Below are 18,319 nucleotides of genomic sequence, written 5' to 3'. Positions count from 1 at the left end.
CCTCACATACTTGACCTCAAGTCGGCTTGAAGTCGCACAGTGGCACACGGAGAGCAGGAGAACCAGACCGGGAGGCGCCGCCATGGACCGTACGCACGAGGCCGCTGATGCTCAGGCCGCACGCTGGAAGGGGTCCGGTGCGGACGCGTGGGTGGCGGCGCAGACCTATCTCGACGCGATGTACCGCCCCTTCGCCGAACTCCTCGTGGAGTCTGCGGCCGCTCACCCCGGCCGCGTCCTCGACGTGGGATGCGGCACGGGTGCGACGACGGTGGCCATGGCGAGGGAGCTCGGCGCGGGTGGCGAGTGCGTCGGCGTGGACATCTCCGAGACGATGGTCGGGGCCGCGCGGGACCGGGCCGGGCGGGACGGCTCGTCGGCGCGCTTCGTGTGTGCGGATGCGGAGGAGTACGACTTCGGGTCCGCCGCGTACGACCTGGTCGTCTCGCGCTTCGGGGTGATGTTCTTCGGCGATCCGGTGCGGGCCTTCGGCAATCTGCGGCGGGCCGCCGCCGATGACGCCCGGCTCCGGTTCGTCGTGTGGCGCGGTATGGAGGAGAACCCGTTCATGACGACGGCCGCGCGGGCCGCGGCACCGCTCGTGCCGAGTCTGCCGGTACGCAAGGACGGTGACCCGGGGCAGTTCGGCCTCGCGGACCCGGACCGGACCGGACGGTTGCTGCGGGAGAGCGGCTGGACGAGCGTCGACGCCCGGCCGGTCGAAGCGGTCTGCACCCTGCCCGAGTCCGAACTCGACTCCTACCTCACCCGGTTCGGCGTCCTCGGCACCGTACTGCCCGATCTGCCGGAGACGACCCGCGCCCGCGTCGTCGAGACGGTGCGCGCCGCCTTCGAGCCGTACGTGCACGGCGACGAGGTCCGCTTCACCGCGGCTTGCTGGGTGGTCGACGCGAGCGCCGGGGACGCGCCGGGCCGCTGAGGTACCGGCCGCTGAGGTGCGGATCGCGTGAGCCGACGAGTGAGCGGAGCAGGAGCGCCCCGGACAGTGCGGCGATCAGGTGGAGGGGCGCGGCGACGGCGACGTGTTCCGGCAGGGTGCCCCCGGTGGGGTGGGCGAGGGCCGCGTACAGGGTGAAGGGCAGCTTCCAGGCGCTCCAGGCGAAGAGCGAGCCGGAGCCGAGCCAGACGAGTGCCGTGCGCAGCGGCCCGCGCGCCCGGTCGGGATGCCTGCCGCCGGGTGCCCGGCCGGCGGCCGCCGCGGCGGCGAGGGCCCAGAGCGCACCGACGCCCGCGAGGAGGTGCCAATTGGTCTCCCGCTCGGCCGGGTCGGCGATGCCGAGGGTGCCGCCGGCCGCCCAGTACAGCCAGCAGGTGCCGACCACGGCCGCAGCAGCGGCGGCCCAGGGGGTGGCGCGGCCGGGCCGGGCAGGTAGCCGCCCCGAGACGGCCGCCGGCCACCGGCGCCGCAGATAGCCGGGTACGGCGAGGGCGAGGCCCAACCCCATCCCGATGAAGCCGAATTGGACCAGCGGAACCTCCCAGCCGGGCATGGCCGGACCGTCGCCCCCGCCGCCCGCCGGCTTCGGCTCGTCCCGTCCGGCGTCGAGCACCGTGCTCAGCACCGCGTACGGCAGGATCGACACCAGGAAACCCGCACCCGTCCAGGCACAGAAGGCCACCGGCCGGCCCGGGATCCGCAGACCCCAGGGCTGCACCAGGGCGAGCGCGAGGGCGATGCCCACCGCCGCCATGGCGACGGTGACGGTGTTGAGGAACACCCAGCCGGCCAGGGTGAAGCCCGCACCGACCGGGGCCAGGCCGAGCAGTGCTCCGATCACCCACGACACTTTGATCAGCAGGTACGGGGAGAGGGCCAGGGCCGCGCCGTAGCCCCCGTATCGCCCGACACGGTCCCAGCGTTCCACCTGAACGTCCCTTCCTCGGCGGGAAGTTCAGCCTGGATCACGGGGGTGGCCCGGTGCGTCCGCCGGCGGGCGGGGCCGCCTCCGCCGCGTGGTGGAGCGCGGTCTCGTCGCGGGGTAGCACCGTGGGCATGCGCGAAGCCCCCTTCCAGGCCGGCCGGAAGGGGGCGTTCGTCAACAGGCCTTCTCAGCCGTCGAGTTGGCCGAGTGTCGCGTTCGACGGGCCGCGGGTGGCGGTCAGTTCGCGGGAGGCGTCCTCGGCGGCGCGCAGCACGCGGACCGCGTTGTGCCAGGTGAGCTTGGCGAGGTCGGCGTCGGACCAGCCGCGGGCGAGGAGTTCGGCGATCAGGTTCGGGTAGCCGGCGACGTCGTCGAGGCCGTCGGGGGTGAAGGGCGTGCCGTCGTAGTCGCCGCCGATGCCGATGTGGTCGACGCCCGCGGCCTCGCGCATGTGGTCGAGGTGGTCGGCGACCGTGGACGCGGTGGCGACCGGACGCGGAGTGGTCGCCTCGAAGGCGGCGTGCACCTTCATCGCCTCGGCGGTGGTGTCCAGGTGGTGGAAGCCGTGTGCCCGCATGTTGTCGTCGGCCGCGGAGGTCCAGTCGACCGCCGCCTGCAGGACGAACTTCGGGACGAAGGTGGCCATCGCCACGCCGCCGTTGGCCGGCAGGCGTTCCAGTACGTCGTCCGGGATGTTGCGCGGGTGGTCGCAGACCGCGCGGGACGAGGAGTGGGAGAAGATCACCGGGGCTTCGGTGGTGTCGAGCGCGTCGCGCATCGTGGTGGCGGCCACGTGCGAGAGGTCGACGAGCATGCCGATGCGGTTCATCTCGCGGACGACCTCGCGGCCGAAGGCGGACAGGCCGCCGACGCCGAGCTCGTCGGTGGCGGAGTCGGCCCAGGCGATGTTGTCGTTGTGCGTCAGCGTCATGTAGCGGACGCCGAGCGTGTGCAACGCCCTTAGCGTGGCGAGGGAGTTGTGGATGGAGTGGCCGCCCTCGGCGCCCATCAGCGAGGCGATACGCCCCTCGGTGCGCGCCGCCTCCATGTCGTCGGCGGTGAGCGCGCGACGCAGCTCGGCGGGGTGACGGGCGATCAACTGGCTTACGCAGTCGATCTGTTCGAGGGTGGCGCTGACCGCGTCGTCGCCGGCCATGTCGGAGCGTACGTACACCGACCAGAACTGGGCGCCGACGCCGCCCGTGCGCAGGCGCGCGAGGTCGGTGTGCAGGCTGCCGGTCTGGTCGGCGGCGATGTCCAGGCGGTCAAGGTCGTACGCGGTCTTCTCGCGCAGGGCCCACGGCAGGTCGTTGTGTCCGTCGACGACGGGGTGTTCGGTGAGCAACTGCCGTGCCCGGTCGAGGTGGTTCGGCGCCTGGGAGTTCACCGCGCTCACTTCCCGAAGCCGAAGCCGGAGCCGGTGCCCTCGACCTTGGCGCGCAACCGCTTGCCCTTGTCGGCCGCCTGCTCGCCCAGCTGGCCCTGGAACTCCCGCATACGGTCAAGGAGTTCGGGGTCGTGCGCGGCCAGGATCCGTGCCGCGAGCAGACCCGCGTTGCGGGCGCCGCCGACCGAGACGGTGGCGACGGGCACACCGGCCGGCATCTGCACGATGGACAGGAGCGAGTCCATGCCGTCGAGGTACTTGAGCGGTACGGGGACACCGATCACCGGCAGCGGGGTGACCGAGGCGAGCATGCCGGGCAGGTGGGCGGCACCTCCCGCACCCGCGATGATCGCCTTGAGGCCGCGGCCGGCCGCCTGCTCGCCGTACGCGATCATCTCGCGCGGCATGCGGTGCGCGGAGACCACGTCGACCTCGTGCGGGATCTCGAACTCCGTCAGGGCCTGCGCGGCGGCCTCCATCACCGGCCAGTCGGAGTCGGAGCCCATGACGATGCCGACCAGGGGGCGGGGGCTTTCGTCGGCGCTCGTGGTGTCCGACGCGGGGGCGCTCATTCTGTGATCGTTCCTCGCAGATAGCCGGCGGCGTGGCGGGCGCGGTCGAGGACCTCGTCCAGGTCGTCGCCGTAGGTGTTGACGTGACCGACCTTGCGGCCCGGCTTCACGTCCTTGCCGTACATGTGGATCTTGAGCTGGGGATCGCGGGCCATGCAGTGCAGGTACGCGGCGTACATGTCCGGGTAGTCGCCGCCGAGGACGTTGGCCATCACGGTCCAGCCGGCGCGCGGGCGCGGGTCGCCGAGCGGCAGGTCGAGGACGGCACGGACGTGGTTGGCGAACTGGGAGGTGACAGCGCCGTCCTGGGTCCAGTGACCCGAGTTGTGCGGACGCATCGCGAGTTCGTTCACCAAAATGGCCGGCTCACCACCGGCGTCCCGGGTCTCGAAGAGCTCGACGGCGAGGTGGCCGACGACACCGAGTTCGGCGGCGATCGTGAGGGCCAACTCCTGTGCGCGGCCCGCGAGTTCCTCAGGGAGGCCGGGCGCGGGAGCGATCACGGTGTCGCAGACGCCGTCGACCTGCTGGGACTCGACGACCGGGTAGGCGACGGCCTGGCCGTGCGGTGAACGCACCACGTTGGCCGCGAGTTCGCGGACGTAGTCGACCTTCTCCTCGGCGAGTACGGGCACGCCGGCGCGGAACGGCTCCGCGGCCGAGGCCTCGTCACGGACCACCCAGACGCCCTTGCCGTCGTATCCGCCGCGCACGGTCTTGAGGACGACCGGGTATCCGTCCCCCTCGGCCGCGAAGGCGGCCACGTCACCGGGGTCGGTCACGATGCGGTGGCGGGGGCTCGGCGCACCGAGTGCGTCGAGCCGGGCCCGCATCACCCCCTTGTCCTGCGCGTGCACCAGGGCGTCCGGGCCCGGGCGGACGGGGATGCCGTCCGCCTCGATGGCGCGCAGATGCTCGGTGGGCACGTGCTCGTGATCGAAGGTGATCACGTCGCAGCCGCGGGCGAAGTCGCGCAGCGTGTCCAGGTCCCGGTAGTCGCCCACGACGACTTCACCGACCACCTGAGCCGCGGAATCCTGCGGAGTGTCACTGAGGAGCTTGAACCTGATGCCGAGCGGGATGCCCGCCTCGTGTGTCATACGAGCGAGCTGCCCCCCGCCGACCATGCCGACTACCGGGAACGTCACATCGTCCAGGGTATCCGGCCCGCGGCAGCGGTACGGACGCACGAGACCTGCGCCACATCCCGCCCTGCACGGCGGCCTGCCGCAGGTCCCGGGCCCGCCCCGGCCCGGGCGTGTCACCGGTCACGCCAAGGGCCGGGCGCCGAGCGGGTGGCGCTGGTTAGCATGGCGGGACCGACGATTTGGAACTGGATCCCTGGCGGTTCGGCGGCTGAATCCCCTTCGATCCCTACGGACGGGGCTGAACGATCACCGATGATCACCATAAATGGACGTGGCGCACTGCGCGCGCGACTGGATCAGCTCCTGCGCGAGGTGGCCAAGTTCGGAGTGGTCGGCGGTATCGGGACGCTGGTCAATCTGGTCGTGTTCAACCTGGTCCGGCACACCACCGACCTCCCCGTCGTCCGGGCGTCGATCATCGCCACCGCGGTCGCGATCTGCTGCAACTACGTGGGCTTCCGCTACTTCACGTACCGGGACCGCGACAAGAGCGGGCGCACCAAGGAGATGACGCTGTTCCTGCTGTTCAGCGTCGTCGGCCTGATCATCGAGAACGGTGTGCTGTACGCGGCGACGTACGGCTTCGGCTTCGACACCCCGCTGCAGAGCAACGTCTTCAAGTTCCTCGGCATCGGTATCGCGACGCTGTTCCGCTTCTGGTCGTACCGGACATGGGTGTTCCGGGCGCTGCCGGCGCGGGAGGCGGTGGCGGACGCGGAGTCGTTCCTCGAGGATTCCGCACTGCGGGACTCGCTGGCGGAGGACCAGCCCTCGTCGGCCAAGGGCCGCGGCTGAGGGACGGGACGCTCAGCGCACGGTCGTTCCCTCGGACGGGCGGCCGTCCGATCCGCCCACGCCGGACAGGAACAGCGCGAACACGGCCGGTTTGATCTGCAGCATCTCGAGGCGCCCGCCGTCCGCCTCGGCCAGGTCCCGGGCGACGGCGAGGCCGATACCGGTGGAGTTGCGGCCGCTGATGGTGCGCTCGAAGATCCGCGCGCCGAGGTCGGTGCGTACGCCGGGGCCCTCGTCGGTGACTTCGACCACGACCTGGTTGCCGGTGACACGGGTGCGCAGGGCGACGGTGCCGCCGCCGTGCATCAGCGAGTTCTCGATGAGCGCCGCGAGTACCTGGGCCACCGCGCCGGGGGTGCCGACGGCCTGCAGGCCCTGGCGTCCGGAGCAGACGATGGCACGTCCGGCGCTGCGGTAGGCGGGGCGCCACTCCTCCAACTGCTGCTTGACGACCTCGTCCAGGTCGAAGGCGACGGCGGAGCCCATGCGCGGGTCGCGCGAATTGGTCAGCAGCCGCTCGACCACGTCGGTGAGGCGCTCGACCTGGGTGAGCGCGACGGTCGCCTCCTCCTTCACGGTCTCTGGGTCGTCGGTGAGGGTGATCTCCTCGAGGCGCATCGACAGGGCGGTGAGCGGGGTGCGGAGCTGGTGCGAGGCGTCGGCCGCGAGCCTGCGCTCGGCGGTGAGCATCCGCGCGATCCGCTCGGCGCTGGAGTCCAGTACGTCCGCGACGCGGTCGAGTTCGGCCACCCCGTACCGCTTGTGGCGGGGGCGCGGGTCGCCGGAGCCGAGGCGTTCGGCGGTCTCCGCCAGGTCCGTGAGCGGTGAGGTGAGGCGGCTGGCCTGGCGGACGGCGAGGAGTACGGCGGCGATGACGGCGAGCAGGGCGACGGCGCCGATCATCAGGAGGGTGCGGCCGACCTCGGTGGTGACGTTGGAGCGCGGCTCCTGGACGACGACGGTCTCGCCCTCGACGCCCTCTTCGGTGGCGGAGATGACGCCGCCCTCGGGCTTCTCGCCGATCTCGACGTCCGGGCGTCCGGGGATCTCGATGCGGGCGTAGCGCTTCACGTCGACCTGGCCGCGGAGCATGCCGGCGGTGATCTCCTCGTCGCCGTCGCCCATCAGGCGGCCGTCGACGATGGAGACCAGGCGGATGGCTTCGGAGTCGACACGCTCCTGGGCGGCGCTGGTGATGGTGTTGGTCTCCACCAGTACCAGGGAGATGCCGAAGACGGCGATCACCACGAGGACCACGGCGAGCGTGGAGTTGATCAGTCTGCGGCGCATGGCGGTGGGGGTGCTCTTCTCGCAGGTTCTCGCGCGGGCCGAGCGGGACGGCCGGCCGGGCTTCTCGCGGGTCTTCGGCGTTCGGTGGTCGGCTCAGCTCTTCTCGAAGCGGAAGCCGACGCCGCGGACGGTTGCGATGTAGCGGGGGTTGGCGGCGTCGTCGCCGAGTTTCTTACGCAGCCAGGAGATGTGCATGTCCAGGGTCTTGGTGGAGGACCACCAGGTGGTGTCCCAGACCTCGCGCATCAGCTGGTCACGGGTCACGACCCGGCCCGCGTCCCGCACCAGGACCCTCAGGAGGTCGAACTCCTTGGCCGTGAGCTGCAGCTCCTCCTCGCCCATCCAGGCGCGGTGCGACTCGACGTCGATCCGGACGCCGTGGGTGGCGGGTGGCTGCTGCGGCTCGGCCGCGCCGCGCCGCAGCAGGGCCCGGACCCGGGCGAGGAGTTCGGCGAGGCGGAAGGGCTTGGTGACGTAGTCGTCGGCGCCCGCGTCGAGGCCCACCACGGTGTCCACCTCGTCGGCCCTGGCCGTGAGGATGAGGATCGGGATGGCATGCCCGTCCGCCCGCAGCCGGCGGGCGACCTCGAGGCCGTCCATGCCCGGCAGGCCGAGGTCGAGTACGACGAGATCGATGCCGCCCTGCAGGCCGGCGTCGAGCGCGGTGGGCCCGTCCTCGCGTACCTCTACCTCGTAACCCTCCCTGCGCAGGGCTCGGGCCAGCGGTTCCGAGATGGAGGCGTCGTCCTCGGCGAGCAGTACACGGGTCATGCAGAGATGGTAGACCGCGGGCCCCGGACGGCGGAGCGAGATGGCGGACGCTGCACGCGGCCCTGCGTCTATGCTGGAGTAATCGGACGGTTACCTTTGATTATGTGGGTGACATCACAAGGGTTCCTGTGATCCATCTCTCAGAACCACACTTACCCATTGTTAACCGGCTGTTCGGTGCTTCAGCATATTTACTGCACTCCGTGTCCTTCGCGGCCTTCAGAGGCCCTTCGCGCCGAAAGACACGTATGCACATCAGGGTTCGGCACCCCCGTCCGTCCCTGATGGTCCAGTGAATGACCTGTGGGCCGGGCCCTGTGCGCGTTGGCGCGCTCGGCGTGGATCCCGACGTCCGCTGCTCCTCTTCTTCGGCCTTGACGGGCCGGTCCCCCACGGCCGTGGGAGCGAGGCGCGGATACGTCGGTGCCGGCCACCCCCCACCGGGCGCGCGCCCACCAGCGACGTGCGTCCCGAACGAACAAGGATCGACATGGCGTCCAGCCTGACGAAGGCCTCTGCCGGCAATCCCGGCTCGGAGAAGACCTTCTTCGGCCACCCCCGCGGCCTGGCCACGCTCTTCATGACCGAGATGTGGGAGCGCTTCAGCTTCTACGGCATGAGGGCTCTGCTTGTTCTTTACCTGGTCGCCGGCGGCCCCGACGCCAAGTCGGGCTCCCAGGGCGGCGGCCTGGCCATGGATATGGCCACGGCGACCGCGATCTACTCCGTCTACCTGGCGATGGTCTACCTGCTCGCCATGCCCGGCGGCTGGTTCGGTGACCGCGTCTGGGGTCCCCGCAAGACGGTCGCGGTGGCTTCCGGTGTGATCATGGTCGGCCACCTGGCGCTCGCCATCCCCGGCCAGGCGTCCTTCTTCGCCGGTCTCGCCCTGGTGGCGGCCGGCTCGGGTCTGCTCAAGGCCAACATCTCGACGATGGTCGGCCATCTCTACGACGGCCCCCAGGACCCGCGTCGGGACGGCGGCTTCACGCTCTTCTACATCGGCATCAACATCGGTGGCTTCGCCGCCCCGCTGGTCATCGGCACGGTCGGCCAGAGCGTGAACTGGCACCTGGGCTTCGCCCTCGCGGCCGTGGGCATGGGGCTCGGCCTGATCCAGTTCCTGATCGGCACCCGCCACCTGAACCCGAAGAGCAGCCTCGTCCCGAAGCCGCTCTCCGCCCAGGAGCGGAACTCCACCCTGTTCAAGGGTCTCGCCTGGCTGATCGTGGCGACCGTCTTCTACGGCATCGTCAGCTTCACCGGCCACTTCACGATCAACTGGGCGCTCCTCCCGATCACCCTGCTCGGCCTGCTCATCCCGGTCGCCGTCCTGGTCCGCATCAAGCGCGACAAGGAACTCACCCAGGACGAGCAGACCAAGGTCAGCGGCTACATCTGGTTCTTCGCCGCCGCAGCCGTGTTCTGGATGATCTACGACCAGGGCGGCTCGACGATGTCGTTCTTCGGCGAGAACAAGACCGCGGACTCCGTCTTCGGCTTCAACTTCCCGTCGACCTGGTTCCAGTCCGTCAACCCGCTCTGGGTCATGGCGCTCGCCCCGGTCATCGCATGGGGCTGGCTGGCCCTGAACCGCAAGGGCAAGGAGCCGAGCACCACCCGCAAGTTCGCCATGGGCCTGTGGCTGGTCGGCGCCTCGTTCATCGTCTTCGTCATCCCGATGGCGATGGCGGAGGGCGACACCAAGGTCACCCCGATGTGGCTGGTCACGATCTACATGATCCAGACCATCGGCGAGCTCTGCCTCTCCCCGGTCGGCCTCTCGGTCACGACCAAGATGGCCCCGGAGAAGTACGCCTCCCAGATGACCGGTGTCTGGTTCCTCGCCGTCACGGCGGGCGACTGCATCACCGGCCTGCTCGGCATCGGCGGCGTCGACCTCAACGGAGCGGCGGTCGTCGGAACCCAGGGCGTGCTCGCGGTGATCGCGGGTGTCGGAGTCTGGCTCTCCCGCAAGCGCATCGAAGCGCTCATGGGCGACGTTCGCTGACGACTCACCGGACTGCGTACGGATTGTCGTACGGACCGCTCGAACGAAAGGGTCATCGCACCACCCGGTGCGGTGGCCCTTCGGCGTTTTGGCGCGCGCCCGGCCAAGGCCGGTGGAGCATCGGGACATGTGCCCTTTTTCCCGTACGGGATCCACCGGACCGTCCCATCTCCGGCGAGGTCTGACCGCGCTCGCCGCGTGCGGTGCACTGCTCGCGGCCGGCGCCGCGACGGCCACTCCGGAACCCGCGGGCAACGGGGTCCCGGTCCGGGCGTACACCTACGGGCCGCACGCGCGGCAGACCGTCACGGTGTACGGGGACGGCGGACCCGCCCTGGTGATCCTGCACGGCGGATCGTGGGCGAAGGACACCGATTGGAGCAGCTGGGCCCGCTGGTTCGCGAACCGGGGACTGCGCGTCTACGACACCGACTACCGGCTGAACTCGGACGCGCCCTGGCCGGCCCAGCGCGACGACACCCTGGCCGCGCTGCGCTGGGTCGCCCGGCACGGCGGGCCCGAGGGGCAGCGCCCGGTGCTGCTCGGCTCCTCCGCGGGCGGCCACCTCGCGACCACCGCCGGTACGTACGGGGCGGGTCTGGTGCGGCTGCGCGGTGTGGTCGCCCTGTCGCCGGTCGCCTCCCCGTACAAGGCATGGCTCGACGGTGGGCGCAGGACGGCCGGGAAGGACCAGCGGGATCTGCGCAACCAGGCCCGGCAGCTCGCGGGCTGCGACCCGGACCGGGCGCGGGTGGGGTGCTGGGAGCGGTGGGGCGACATGGCAGCGCGCAACCACGCTTCCGGGGCCGACGATGCACCGATGTATCTGGTGCATTCGGCCCGGGACTGGGTGCCTGCCGCCCACTCGCACGAGCTGGCGCGGGCGCAGCGGGCGGCCGGGGCGCCGCAGAAGCGTGGAGTGCGGGTCCGGGTGGTGCCGGGAGCGGCGCACGGGGCGAAGGTGCTGGACGCGCCCGAGGTTCGGCGGGATGTGCTGCGGGCCGTGCGCGGGTTCGAGTCGGAGTCCTGAGGCCGGTGTCCGGAGGCCGGTGTCCGGAGAGGCCGATGTCCTGAATCCGGTTGCCGTCGATCGCCGGACGGGCCTGGGTCGGGCCCGTCCGGCGATCGACGGTTGCGCGGGGTCAGTGGATGGTGCGGCGCCGCCGCTTCGGCATGAAGGTGAAGACCGCTCCGCCGAGCAGGATCACCGTGCCGGCCACCAGGCCGAGTGCGCGCAGCATGCCGTTGTCGTCGGCGCCCGTCTCGGCGAGCCCGCCGCCTCCGGCCTCGCCGCCGCCCGCCGATCCGCCCGCGGCTCCGCCCGCCGATCCGCCGCCGGTCGAGTCACCGCCGGACGCGCCGCCCGGTTGGGCCGAGGTGTCGAGTTCCAGGGAGACATCGGCCTTCGTCGGCGTGCAGGTGGTCGTGGTGCCCAGAGCCTCCACGGTCAGGACACCGGGTGACAGGGTGGACTTGCCGTCCGCGCCCGGCTTGTAGGTGCCCTCGAGGTCGGGGATGGTCATCGGGTCGCCGGACTTGATGGGTTCGGCGTTCGTCGGGCCCTCGACCTTCACGGTGCCCTTGTCCGCACCGCCCAGTTTCACCGCCATCGACGGTTTGACCGAGTCCGCGGGGATGTCGGCCGGCGAGTCCATCACCGACTTCTTGAACTCCACGGTGAGGCCGTAACTCCCGCCGTCCTTCTTGGCGTTGATCTGGACCGGCGAGGTCGCCTCCTTGTCACCGATCGGCGTCTTGCACTTGTACGGGACCTGCACCTCCTTGCCCTGGAAGTCGGTCTCGCCGCCGCCACCGCCACCGGTGGCACCGCCCGAGTCGCCACCCGTGTCGCCACCGGAGTCGCCGCCCGTGGCCCCTCCCGTGTCACCGCCGGTGTCACCGCCGGTGTCACCGCCGGTGGTGCCCGCAGTGTCACCGCCCGTGGAGCCGCCCGAACCGCCGCCGCCTTCGGTGACGTCGATCGTCGCGCCGGCCTTCACGTCCCCCTTCGGCGAGCACTTGGTGTCGGTGGAGACCGGCTGGTTGACGTTGATGTCGTACTTGTCGGGAGTCAGGGTGACCTCGCCGGGCGCGGTGAGCTTCAGCTTGCCGACCATGTCGGACAGCTTCATCGCGCCGCCCTTCGGGATCGGCGGGTTCTTCCGCTCGCCCTCGACCGCGAGGTCCGCCGTCTGGGCGCCGCCGACCTTGAGCGTGCCGGTCGGCTTCACGGTGTTCTCCGACAGGTCGATGATGTCCGGATTCTTGGACGCCCCTTCGACCGTCTTCCACACCACGTCGACCTCGTCGCCGACCTTCGCCTCGGCGGGCGCCTCGATCTCCACCACGGTGGTGCCCTGGATCGGGTCGAGGCCGGAGATCGGAGGCGGTACGCACTCGGTCTCGTAACTGACCTCGGCGGCCTGCGCCGGGGCCGCGGCGAGCAGCATGCCCGCGCCGCCGAGCATGAGCGCGACGCCCGCCGCACTCACTCTGCGATGAGTGATCACGTGTTTCCCTTCGTCGTCGGGGTGGTCGGGCCGTTCTCTTGCGGTGCGGAGTAGGGGTCGTCCCGTGGAGCGGAGTGCCGGGCCGGTTCGGGGCCGGTGTCCGGGGTGAACCACGGGAGAGGTGCGGGGTGCGTGCTCGACGGGGCCCCTTCCTCGGCCCCACCCGGCGAACTGCCGTGCGCGGCCGCGGACTCGGCCGCTCCCGCACGGGACGGCGCGGGCGCGCCCGCCGACGGCCGTACCGCCGCACGCAGGCGGGCGGCGGGGCTCGTGCCGCGGTGGCTGCCCGGTCGCCGGGCCGGCCCGGCGACCGGGCGCGGCCCCCTGACCCGGTCCACGACCGCCATGCCGATCCGGAAGACCGCGGCGGGGACGACGACACAGAGCAGGATCCAGAAGAGCGTCACGCCCCACGGCCTCGGCACGCCCCAGGGCTGTTCGGCGAGCACCTTCTCCCCGTACTTGAGCGAGACCAGGTAGTCACCGTGGGCGCCCGCCGAGAGTTCGACCTGCAGGTCGACCTGGGCCTTGCGGCCGGGCTGCAGGGTGCCGCGCCACTGCTGCTCCTCCCACTCCGGGGCGAACACGCCGTGCGCGGTGCCGATCTCGAAGACCGGGTCCTTGACCGGGGCCGAGCCGAGATTGCCGACCGTGACGACGAGTTTGCGGGAGGGCGGCGAACCGAACCAGTTGAGGATCCCGTTCGAGCCCTCGAGGCGGGTGGTGGCCAGTACGGCGATCCGACCGGCGCCGCGCCGGTCGGGGAGCGGCTTCACGGGGTGGCCCGCGACCTTGAACTTCGCCTGGGCGGAGACCTTTTCGCCGGTCACGGTCGCGACGTGCACCACGCAGGGGCACGCTTTCGGCGGCTCGGCCACCGGCAGCTTCTTGCTGAAGCCGCCCTTCGCGTCGGTGGTGACGGCGCGTCCGTCGGAGTTCGCGCAGGCGTTGGTGCCGCCGATCATGTTCTGGCCGCACATCAGCATCATGAGCAGGGTCTTCGGGCGCCAGCCGGATCCGGTCACGGTGACGGAACCGCCCTTGCCGGCCTGCCCGTCGGACAGTTTCACGACGGGCTTGTCGTCCGCGCGGGCCTGGTTCCGCTGCGCGGCCGCCGCCGGTTCGGCCGTGGCGGGTCCGCTGGCCGTACCGGTCAGAGCGCAGGCCGCGACCAGGCAGAGCACGAGGAGCAGGGCGCGCCCGGCCCGCACCCGGGCGGCACCGACCGCCGGCCGCGGCACGCCGGACCGGCCCCTCGCGGACCCTGCCGCCGCACTCCCCCGGGCACCGTCCCCGCGCTCCGCGAACCGACCGTCACCGTTCACCGCTCGCCTCCCGTTCCCGCTGTCCGGCTCGCCGGCCCGCCCCGGGGGCCCGCACCGGCCGTCACCAACTGGTCCTCGTCCTGCGGCACCCGAGCCTCCGCGTCCGGCGCCGGATCGTCCGTGTCCTGCTCCCCGGCGCGTCTGCGGGAGCGGACGAACCCCGTAGCGGCCACCGCGGCGAGCAGCAGCACGCCGCCCACTGCGGCGACAGCGGGCCACGGCACGAACCGGACCTCGGCGGTCGCCGAGTCGCGCGCGCCGCCGCCCGCGGTGACGGTGAGCCGCACCTGGGCCGAGTCCAGCGCCGGGGCGTCCTTCCAGGGCTCGGTGAGTTCGACGCGGCGGCCTGGCAGCAGTTCGACGGGCAGCGCCCGCGCGGGCCGGTCGACGAGCCGCCCGAGCACTCCGTCGGCCCGCACCGCGAGCTTGGGTCTGAGCACCGTGTTCCCGCGGTTTACCAGGGAGTACGCGATGCTGTCGGAACCGGCCTCGACGTCCTCCACGGTGAGCGCCGACAGGGTCGGCCCACTGACCCGCAGATGCACCCGGACACCCGTCTCGCGCCCGGAACCGTCGGCCACGACCGCCGCGGGATGATCACCGGGGGTCGCATCGGCCGGGACGGTCATCGAGAACGGCACCTCGGCCCGGGTCCGCGCCGGCACCGTGACCTTGCGCCGGGCGGGCGTGATCCAGGCGCCGCTGCCCTTCGCACGCGCCCCTCCGGTGACGGACAGGCCTCCGTCACCGGTGTTGTCGGCGTCGGCGCCCCGCAGTCGTACGGTGCGCGGCTCGTCGCCCTCGTTGGTCACGGTGACGGTGTCCTCGAGCACGCTCCCGGGCTCCCCCTCCAGATAGAAGTACGGCCGTCCGTCGGCGGCCGGCCGGCTGCCGCCCGAGGTGGCGGGTGCGAGAGACCACGGGGCACCGTCCGACGCCCCGGCAGGGGGCGCGGGCAGTACGAAGAGGCCCGCCACGAGCAGACACGCGGCAGCGGCACGGCGACCGGACGGCATCGGCGGCTCCTGGGAGTGGGGGTCGGCCGGGTGCGGGCGACCGTGGCACGGCCTCGGCGTACGACAAGCCCTGTGCGTGGGCGTACGCCGTCTGGACGGCCGCGCTACCGCGTGGCCTGGTTGCGCCGGGTCAGCCAGAGAACGCCTGCCGCACCGGCGAGGAGCACCGTGCCGCCGAGTGTGCCGAGCGCGACCGCGGAGTCCTCGGGTCCGGTCTGCGGCAGTTCCTCGCCGCCGGCCGGGGAGCCGCCCGAGCCGCCGCTGCCACCCGCGTCGCCCGAGCCGCCACCGCCCGTGCCGCCGCCACCGCCGGAGCCCTTGACGTCCAGGCTCAGGGACGGCTTCGGGTTGTTCTTCGGCGTGCAGGTGGTCGTGGTGCCGAGCGCCTTGATGGTCAGCGTGGACGCGGTGAAGGTGACCTTGCCGCTCTTCTTGGGCGTGTAGGTGCCCGACAGTTCACTGATCTTGATCGGTGAATTGGCCGGTATGGCTTCGGAGTTGGTGGGCCCGGTGACCGGCACGTCTCCGCTCTCGGCGCCGCCCATCTTGATCAGCGCGCTCGGCTTCATGGCTCCCTTGCCGAGCTCGACCGGGCTGGACGAGACGCCCTTCTGGAAGGACATCGTGAGCTTGTAGCCGCTGCCGCTCTTGACGCTCTTGATGTCGATCGGCGAGACGGCGCCCTTGTTGCCGATCGGCGTCTTGCACTGGTAGTCGACGTCGACGACCTCGGCGAACGCGGCGGGTGCCGCGAACAGCACCGCCGACCCGGCGACGGCTGCCGCGGCAAGAACCGCGGCGGGGCGTTTACCCGGGCGCGAGCGGCGCCCCGGGGCACTGCGCGCGGCTGCATCCCTCTTCTGGTACGACACCTCGAGTTCCCCTCATGCCGGTGGTGAGGGCCGCGAGAACCGGCCGAACGGCCAAGTTACTGACGGCACATCAGATTTGGCGCTCAAGGTACGCCCAGCCCCTTGGAGAGGGAAGACACACGGCACCGAAGGATCCGGGGCCCCACCCGCCACGCACGAAGCAGCAGGAGAAGAGTGGCGGAACCGCCAGAAAACGACTCACTTCACCGGCGGCCGACGGGACGGAACGGCAGGACCGCACAGGAAGAACGGCGCCCCGCATATCGCGGGACGCCGCACAGAAGGAACAGCGGGAGGCGGAACGATCAGGCAGGCGCCGCCAGTTCGGCCCACACCGTCTTGCCGGACACCCCCGGCGTACGCACCACACCCCAGTCGAGGCAGAGGCGCTGCACTATGAACATGCCGTGCCCGCCAGGCCGTCCGGCCCGATGCGGAGTGCGGGGCGCGGGCTGGCCCGTACCGCGGTCGGAGATCTCGATCCGCAGCACCTTGCCGTCGGAGGCGAGCCACAGTTCGTCCGCGCCCTCGGCGTGCAGACAGGCGTTGGTGACGAGCTCGGACACGACGAGGAGGACGTCCTCGGCGGCCGCGCGCTGGTCCGCGGTCGCAGCCGGCAGCCAGCCCCAGTCGGAGAGGGCCCCCCGCGTGAAGTCCCGGGCCAGCGGTACGACACCGCTCGCGTCCCCCAGGCTCAGCCTGCGCACCTGGCGGGCGGCCCGCGCACCGGCAGCGCCCGGCTCGGGGCCGCGGTCGCCCGGCGAGAGGGGCCGGGTGGTGCTCATCAGCGCTTCACCTCACCGATTCACCAGTTCGTCGTTCAGTACAAAACATTCGGGACAAAGAGCCCGCCGTCGGCCGTTCACGCTCTTTGGCCGCAAGCAAGTCCAGCTGTCTCCTGCCCTGCCGAACCGTGAGAACACCCACTACTTCGCTTCGGGCTGTGTGATGCGGGTTACGTACCGATCACACCGTGACAACTCCGGGGTAACAACACCCCGCAGGAGCCGGGTCAATCGGAAAGTGCGGCTTCGAGTGTGGGATGCACCACAAAGACGGCTTCGGCCCCGGTGATCTCGAACACCCTGGCCACCACCGGCTGCATCTCGGCGAGATGTACGCCACCACCCGCGGCTTCAGCCTTCAGCCGGGCGCCGAGCAGTACATTCAGGCCCGTGGAATCACAGAACTCCAGCCGCGAACAATCGACGACCAACCGGCTCAGGCCCTGGTCGACGGCGGTTTCGAGCGGCTCCCGCAACAGTTCGGCCGTGTGGTGGTCCAACTCGCCCACGGGCGTCACGACGGCACTGGAGCCCTCGCGGCGCACCTCGACCTGAAGGCGGCCTCTGCTGGCGCTGCCGACCGTCCCGCGGTCCATGCCGTCTCTCTTCCGAAGGTCTCGAGCTGGTGATTGTCGCCACTGAACCCTACGCCTTCACCACCACGCCCGGTACCCGAACATCCCCCCGAAATCGGACATTTCGCCTCCAAGTGCACTTGCGGCCTGCTGTCGAATGCGGGTAGGCCTATAAGAGACAGCAATCAACCCGGCCGGCTTTGGAGGCGCCGCACTCCGTAGTGCACGTATTGGCATCGGCAGCCATATGCCGAGAACGATGGAGGACACCATGTCACCCCGGCTCGACGGATCGCCCGGTGTAACCGCGACGTCGACACCCCCGGCGGAGGACTTCGCGGCCGAGCTGGATCTCCCCGAGATCCCGCCGTACGACGAAGTGGCCCCGCTGGATGCAAGGGCATTGTCCAAGACCCTCTTCGAGCGCCTCGAGTCGCTCGAGGAAGGGACGCACGAATTCGCGTACGTCCGTAACACGCTCGTCGAACTCAATCTCGCCCTGGTCAAGTTCGCAGCCTCTCGGTTCCGCTCCCGCAGCGAGCCGATGGAGGACATCATCCAGGTGGGAACCATCGGCCTGATCAAGGCCATCGACCGCTTCGAGCTCAGCCGCGGCGTCGAGTTCCCCACCTTCGCGATGCCGACCATCGTCGGCGAGATCAAGCGCTTCTTCCGTGACACCTCGTGGTCCGTGCGCGTCCCGCGCCGGCTGCAGGAGCTGCGGCTCGACCTGGCCAAGGCCGGGGACGAGCTCGCCCAGCAGCTGGACCGCGCCCCCACGGTCGGTGAACTCGCGGACCGCCTCGGCCTGTCGAACGACGAAGTGGTCGAGGGCATGGCGGCGAGCAACGCGTACACCGCGAGCTCGCTCGACGCGCAGCCCGAGGAGGACGACTCCGAAGGCGCGCTCGCGGACCGCATCGGCTACGACGACCACGGTCTCGAGGGCATCGAGTACGTCGAGTCGCTGAAGCCGCTGATCGCCGAACTCCCTTCGCGGGACCGGAAGATCCTCTCCCTGCGGTTCGTGGCGAACATGACGCAGTCGGAGATCGGTGAGGAGCTCGGCATCTCCCAGATGCACGTCTCCCGGCTGCTCTCCCGCACGCTGATGCGGCTGCGCAAGGGTCTGACCCTCGAGGAATGACCGGTGGGCGGGTCCTCTCCCGCCCGGCACGACATGGTCCGGCACGGCCCGGTGGCCGCCGGGGCATGAAGCGGAAAGCGCGACTTCCGCTTCACGCCCCGGCGGCCATCGCCGTTTCCGGGCGCGGGTGTCGGGGCTTGCGTTCGTAGTCCCGAATTCCGCATGAAGGGGTCGAGTTCCGCACCGTTCAAGCCGGTTCGTGGCGCGGGAGCGGCGCGGAAGGCTGGTTACC

At 71.1% G+C, this 18,319-nt stretch carries 17 protein-coding genes; 5 read left to right on the top strand and 12 right to left on the bottom strand.

Annotated elements, in window-relative coordinates; genetic code table 11:
- Nucleotides 1-82: 82 nt before the first annotated feature.
- The gene (locus tag DSC45_RS19740; protein WP_119292737.1) at nt 83-940 is read left to right on the top strand and encodes a class I SAM-dependent methyltransferase; all 858 of its coding nucleotides are present in this window, start codon (nt 83-85) and stop codon (nt 938-940) included.
- Here the strand turns inward: DSC45_RS19740 and DSC45_RS19735 are convergent.
- From DSC45_RS19735 to DSC45_RS19720, 4 genes are all read right to left on the bottom strand, one after another.
- Nucleotides 885-1,886 carry a hypothetical protein gene (locus tag DSC45_RS19735; RefSeq protein WP_240434735.1) on the bottom strand — a complete coding sequence of 334 codons (1,002 nt, stop codon included), beginning with the start codon at nt 1,884-1,886 and terminating at the stop codon, nt 885-887. The two genes, DSC45_RS19740 and DSC45_RS19735, sit on opposite strands and share 56 nt — an antisense overlap.
- Before the next feature lie 184 nt (nt 1,887-2,070).
- Nucleotides 2,071-3,279, bottom strand: a complete 1,209-nt coding sequence (locus DSC45_RS19730) for a dipeptidase (RefSeq protein ID WP_240434734.1) — start codon at nt 3,277-3,279, stop codon at nt 2,071-2,073.
- Nucleotides 3,276-3,842, bottom strand: a complete 567-nt coding sequence (purE, locus tag DSC45_RS19725; RefSeq protein ID WP_119292736.1) for a 5-(carboxyamino)imidazole ribonucleotide mutase — start codon at nt 3,840-3,842, stop codon at nt 3,276-3,278. Before purE ends, DSC45_RS19730 begins: the two co-directional genes overlap by 4 nt.
- Nucleotides 3,839-4,990, bottom strand: a complete 1,152-nt coding sequence (locus DSC45_RS19720; RefSeq protein WP_119292734.1) for a 5-(carboxyamino)imidazole ribonucleotide synthase — start codon at nt 4,988-4,990, stop codon at nt 3,839-3,841. The genes purE and DSC45_RS19720 overlap by 4 nt, the downstream gene beginning before the upstream one ends.
- Nucleotides 4,991-5,242: 252 nt before the next feature.
- Here DSC45_RS19720 and DSC45_RS19715 point away from each other — a divergent pair, with 252 nt between their 5' ends.
- Nucleotides 5,243-5,785, top strand: a complete 543-nt coding sequence (locus tag DSC45_RS19715) for a GtrA family protein (protein WP_119292732.1) — start codon at nt 5,243-5,245, stop codon at nt 5,783-5,785.
- A gap of 12 nt (nt 5,786-5,797) precedes the next feature.
- Here DSC45_RS19715 and DSC45_RS19710 read toward each other — a convergent pair whose 3' ends face one another.
- Both DSC45_RS19710 and DSC45_RS19705 read right to left on the bottom strand, forming a co-directional pair.
- Nucleotides 5,798-7,075 carry an ATP-binding protein gene (locus DSC45_RS19710; RefSeq protein ID WP_119292730.1) on the bottom strand — a complete coding sequence of 426 codons (1,278 nt, stop codon included), beginning with the start codon at nt 7,073-7,075 and terminating at the stop codon, nt 5,798-5,800.
- Nucleotides 7,076-7,168: 93 nt separating this feature from the next.
- Nucleotides 7,169-7,846 carry a response regulator transcription factor gene (locus DSC45_RS19705; protein ID WP_119292728.1) on the bottom strand — a complete coding sequence of 226 codons (678 nt, stop codon included), beginning with the start codon at nt 7,844-7,846 and terminating at the stop codon, nt 7,169-7,171.
- Between the two features lie 490 nt (nt 7,847-8,336).
- Between DSC45_RS19705 and DSC45_RS19700 the strand changes: the two genes are divergently transcribed.
- A complete protein-coding gene (locus tag DSC45_RS19700) occupies nt 8,337-9,857 on the top strand; it encodes a peptide MFS transporter (protein WP_119292727.1) in 1,521 nt (506 codons plus the stop codon).
- Nucleotides 9,858-9,984: 127 nt separating this feature from the next.
- The gene (locus DSC45_RS19695) at nt 9,985-10,887 is read left to right on the top strand and encodes an alpha/beta hydrolase (RefSeq protein WP_119292725.1); all 903 of its coding nucleotides are present in this window, start codon (nt 9,985-9,987) and stop codon (nt 10,885-10,887) included.
- A gap of 112 nt (nt 10,888-10,999) precedes the next feature.
- On the opposite strand, the gene DSC45_RS35790 is transcribed toward DSC45_RS19695, so the two are convergent.
- The 6 genes from DSC45_RS35790 to DSC45_RS19660 form a co-directional block, all read right to left on the bottom strand.
- Complete coding sequence (locus DSC45_RS35790; RefSeq protein WP_205571376.1) at nt 11,000-12,325, bottom strand: hypothetical protein; 1,326 nt, start codon at nt 12,323-12,325, stop codon at nt 11,000-11,002.
- Between the two features lie 38 nt (nt 12,326-12,363).
- A complete protein-coding gene (locus DSC45_RS19680; RefSeq protein WP_240434733.1) occupies nt 12,364-13,608 on the bottom strand; it encodes a neocarzinostatin apoprotein domain-containing protein in 1,245 nt (414 codons plus the stop codon).
- Between the two features lie 80 nt (nt 13,609-13,688).
- Nucleotides 13,689-14,708, bottom strand: a complete 1,020-nt coding sequence (locus tag DSC45_RS19675; RefSeq protein ID WP_119292719.1) for a COG1470 family protein — start codon at nt 14,706-14,708, stop codon at nt 13,689-13,691.
- A gap of 104 nt (nt 14,709-14,812) precedes the next feature.
- Entirely contained in the window at nt 14,813-15,469 is a 657-nt protein-coding gene (locus DSC45_RS19670; RefSeq protein ID WP_240434744.1) for an LPXTG cell wall anchor domain-containing protein, read from the bottom strand.
- Between the two features lie 416 nt (nt 15,470-15,885).
- On the bottom strand, nt 15,886-16,365 hold the full coding sequence (locus DSC45_RS19665; RefSeq protein ID WP_119292716.1) for an ATP-binding protein: 480 nt from the start codon (nt 16,363-16,365) through the stop codon (nt 15,886-15,888).
- Nucleotides 16,366-16,592: 227 nt separating this feature from the next.
- Complete coding sequence (locus DSC45_RS19660; RefSeq protein ID WP_119292715.1) at nt 16,593-16,961, bottom strand: STAS domain-containing protein; 369 nt, start codon at nt 16,959-16,961, stop codon at nt 16,593-16,595.
- A 238-nt stretch (nt 16,962-17,199) separates the two neighbouring features.
- On the opposite strand from DSC45_RS19660, the gene DSC45_RS19655 reads away from it, so the two are divergent.
- A complete protein-coding gene (locus DSC45_RS19655) occupies nt 17,200-18,087 on the top strand; it encodes an RNA polymerase sigma factor SigF (protein ID WP_119292713.1) in 888 nt (295 codons plus the stop codon).
- Nucleotides 18,088-18,319 lie beyond the last annotated feature (232 nt).

This window comes from Streptomyces sp. YIM 130001 (assembly GCF_003574445.1).
In the GTDB taxonomy this organism is placed as follows: domain Bacteria; phylum Actinomycetota; class Actinomycetes; order Streptomycetales; family Streptomycetaceae; genus Streptomyces.
The sequence above is the reverse complement of the archived record's forward strand: the minus strand, read 5'-3'. Positions and strand labels throughout refer to the sequence as shown.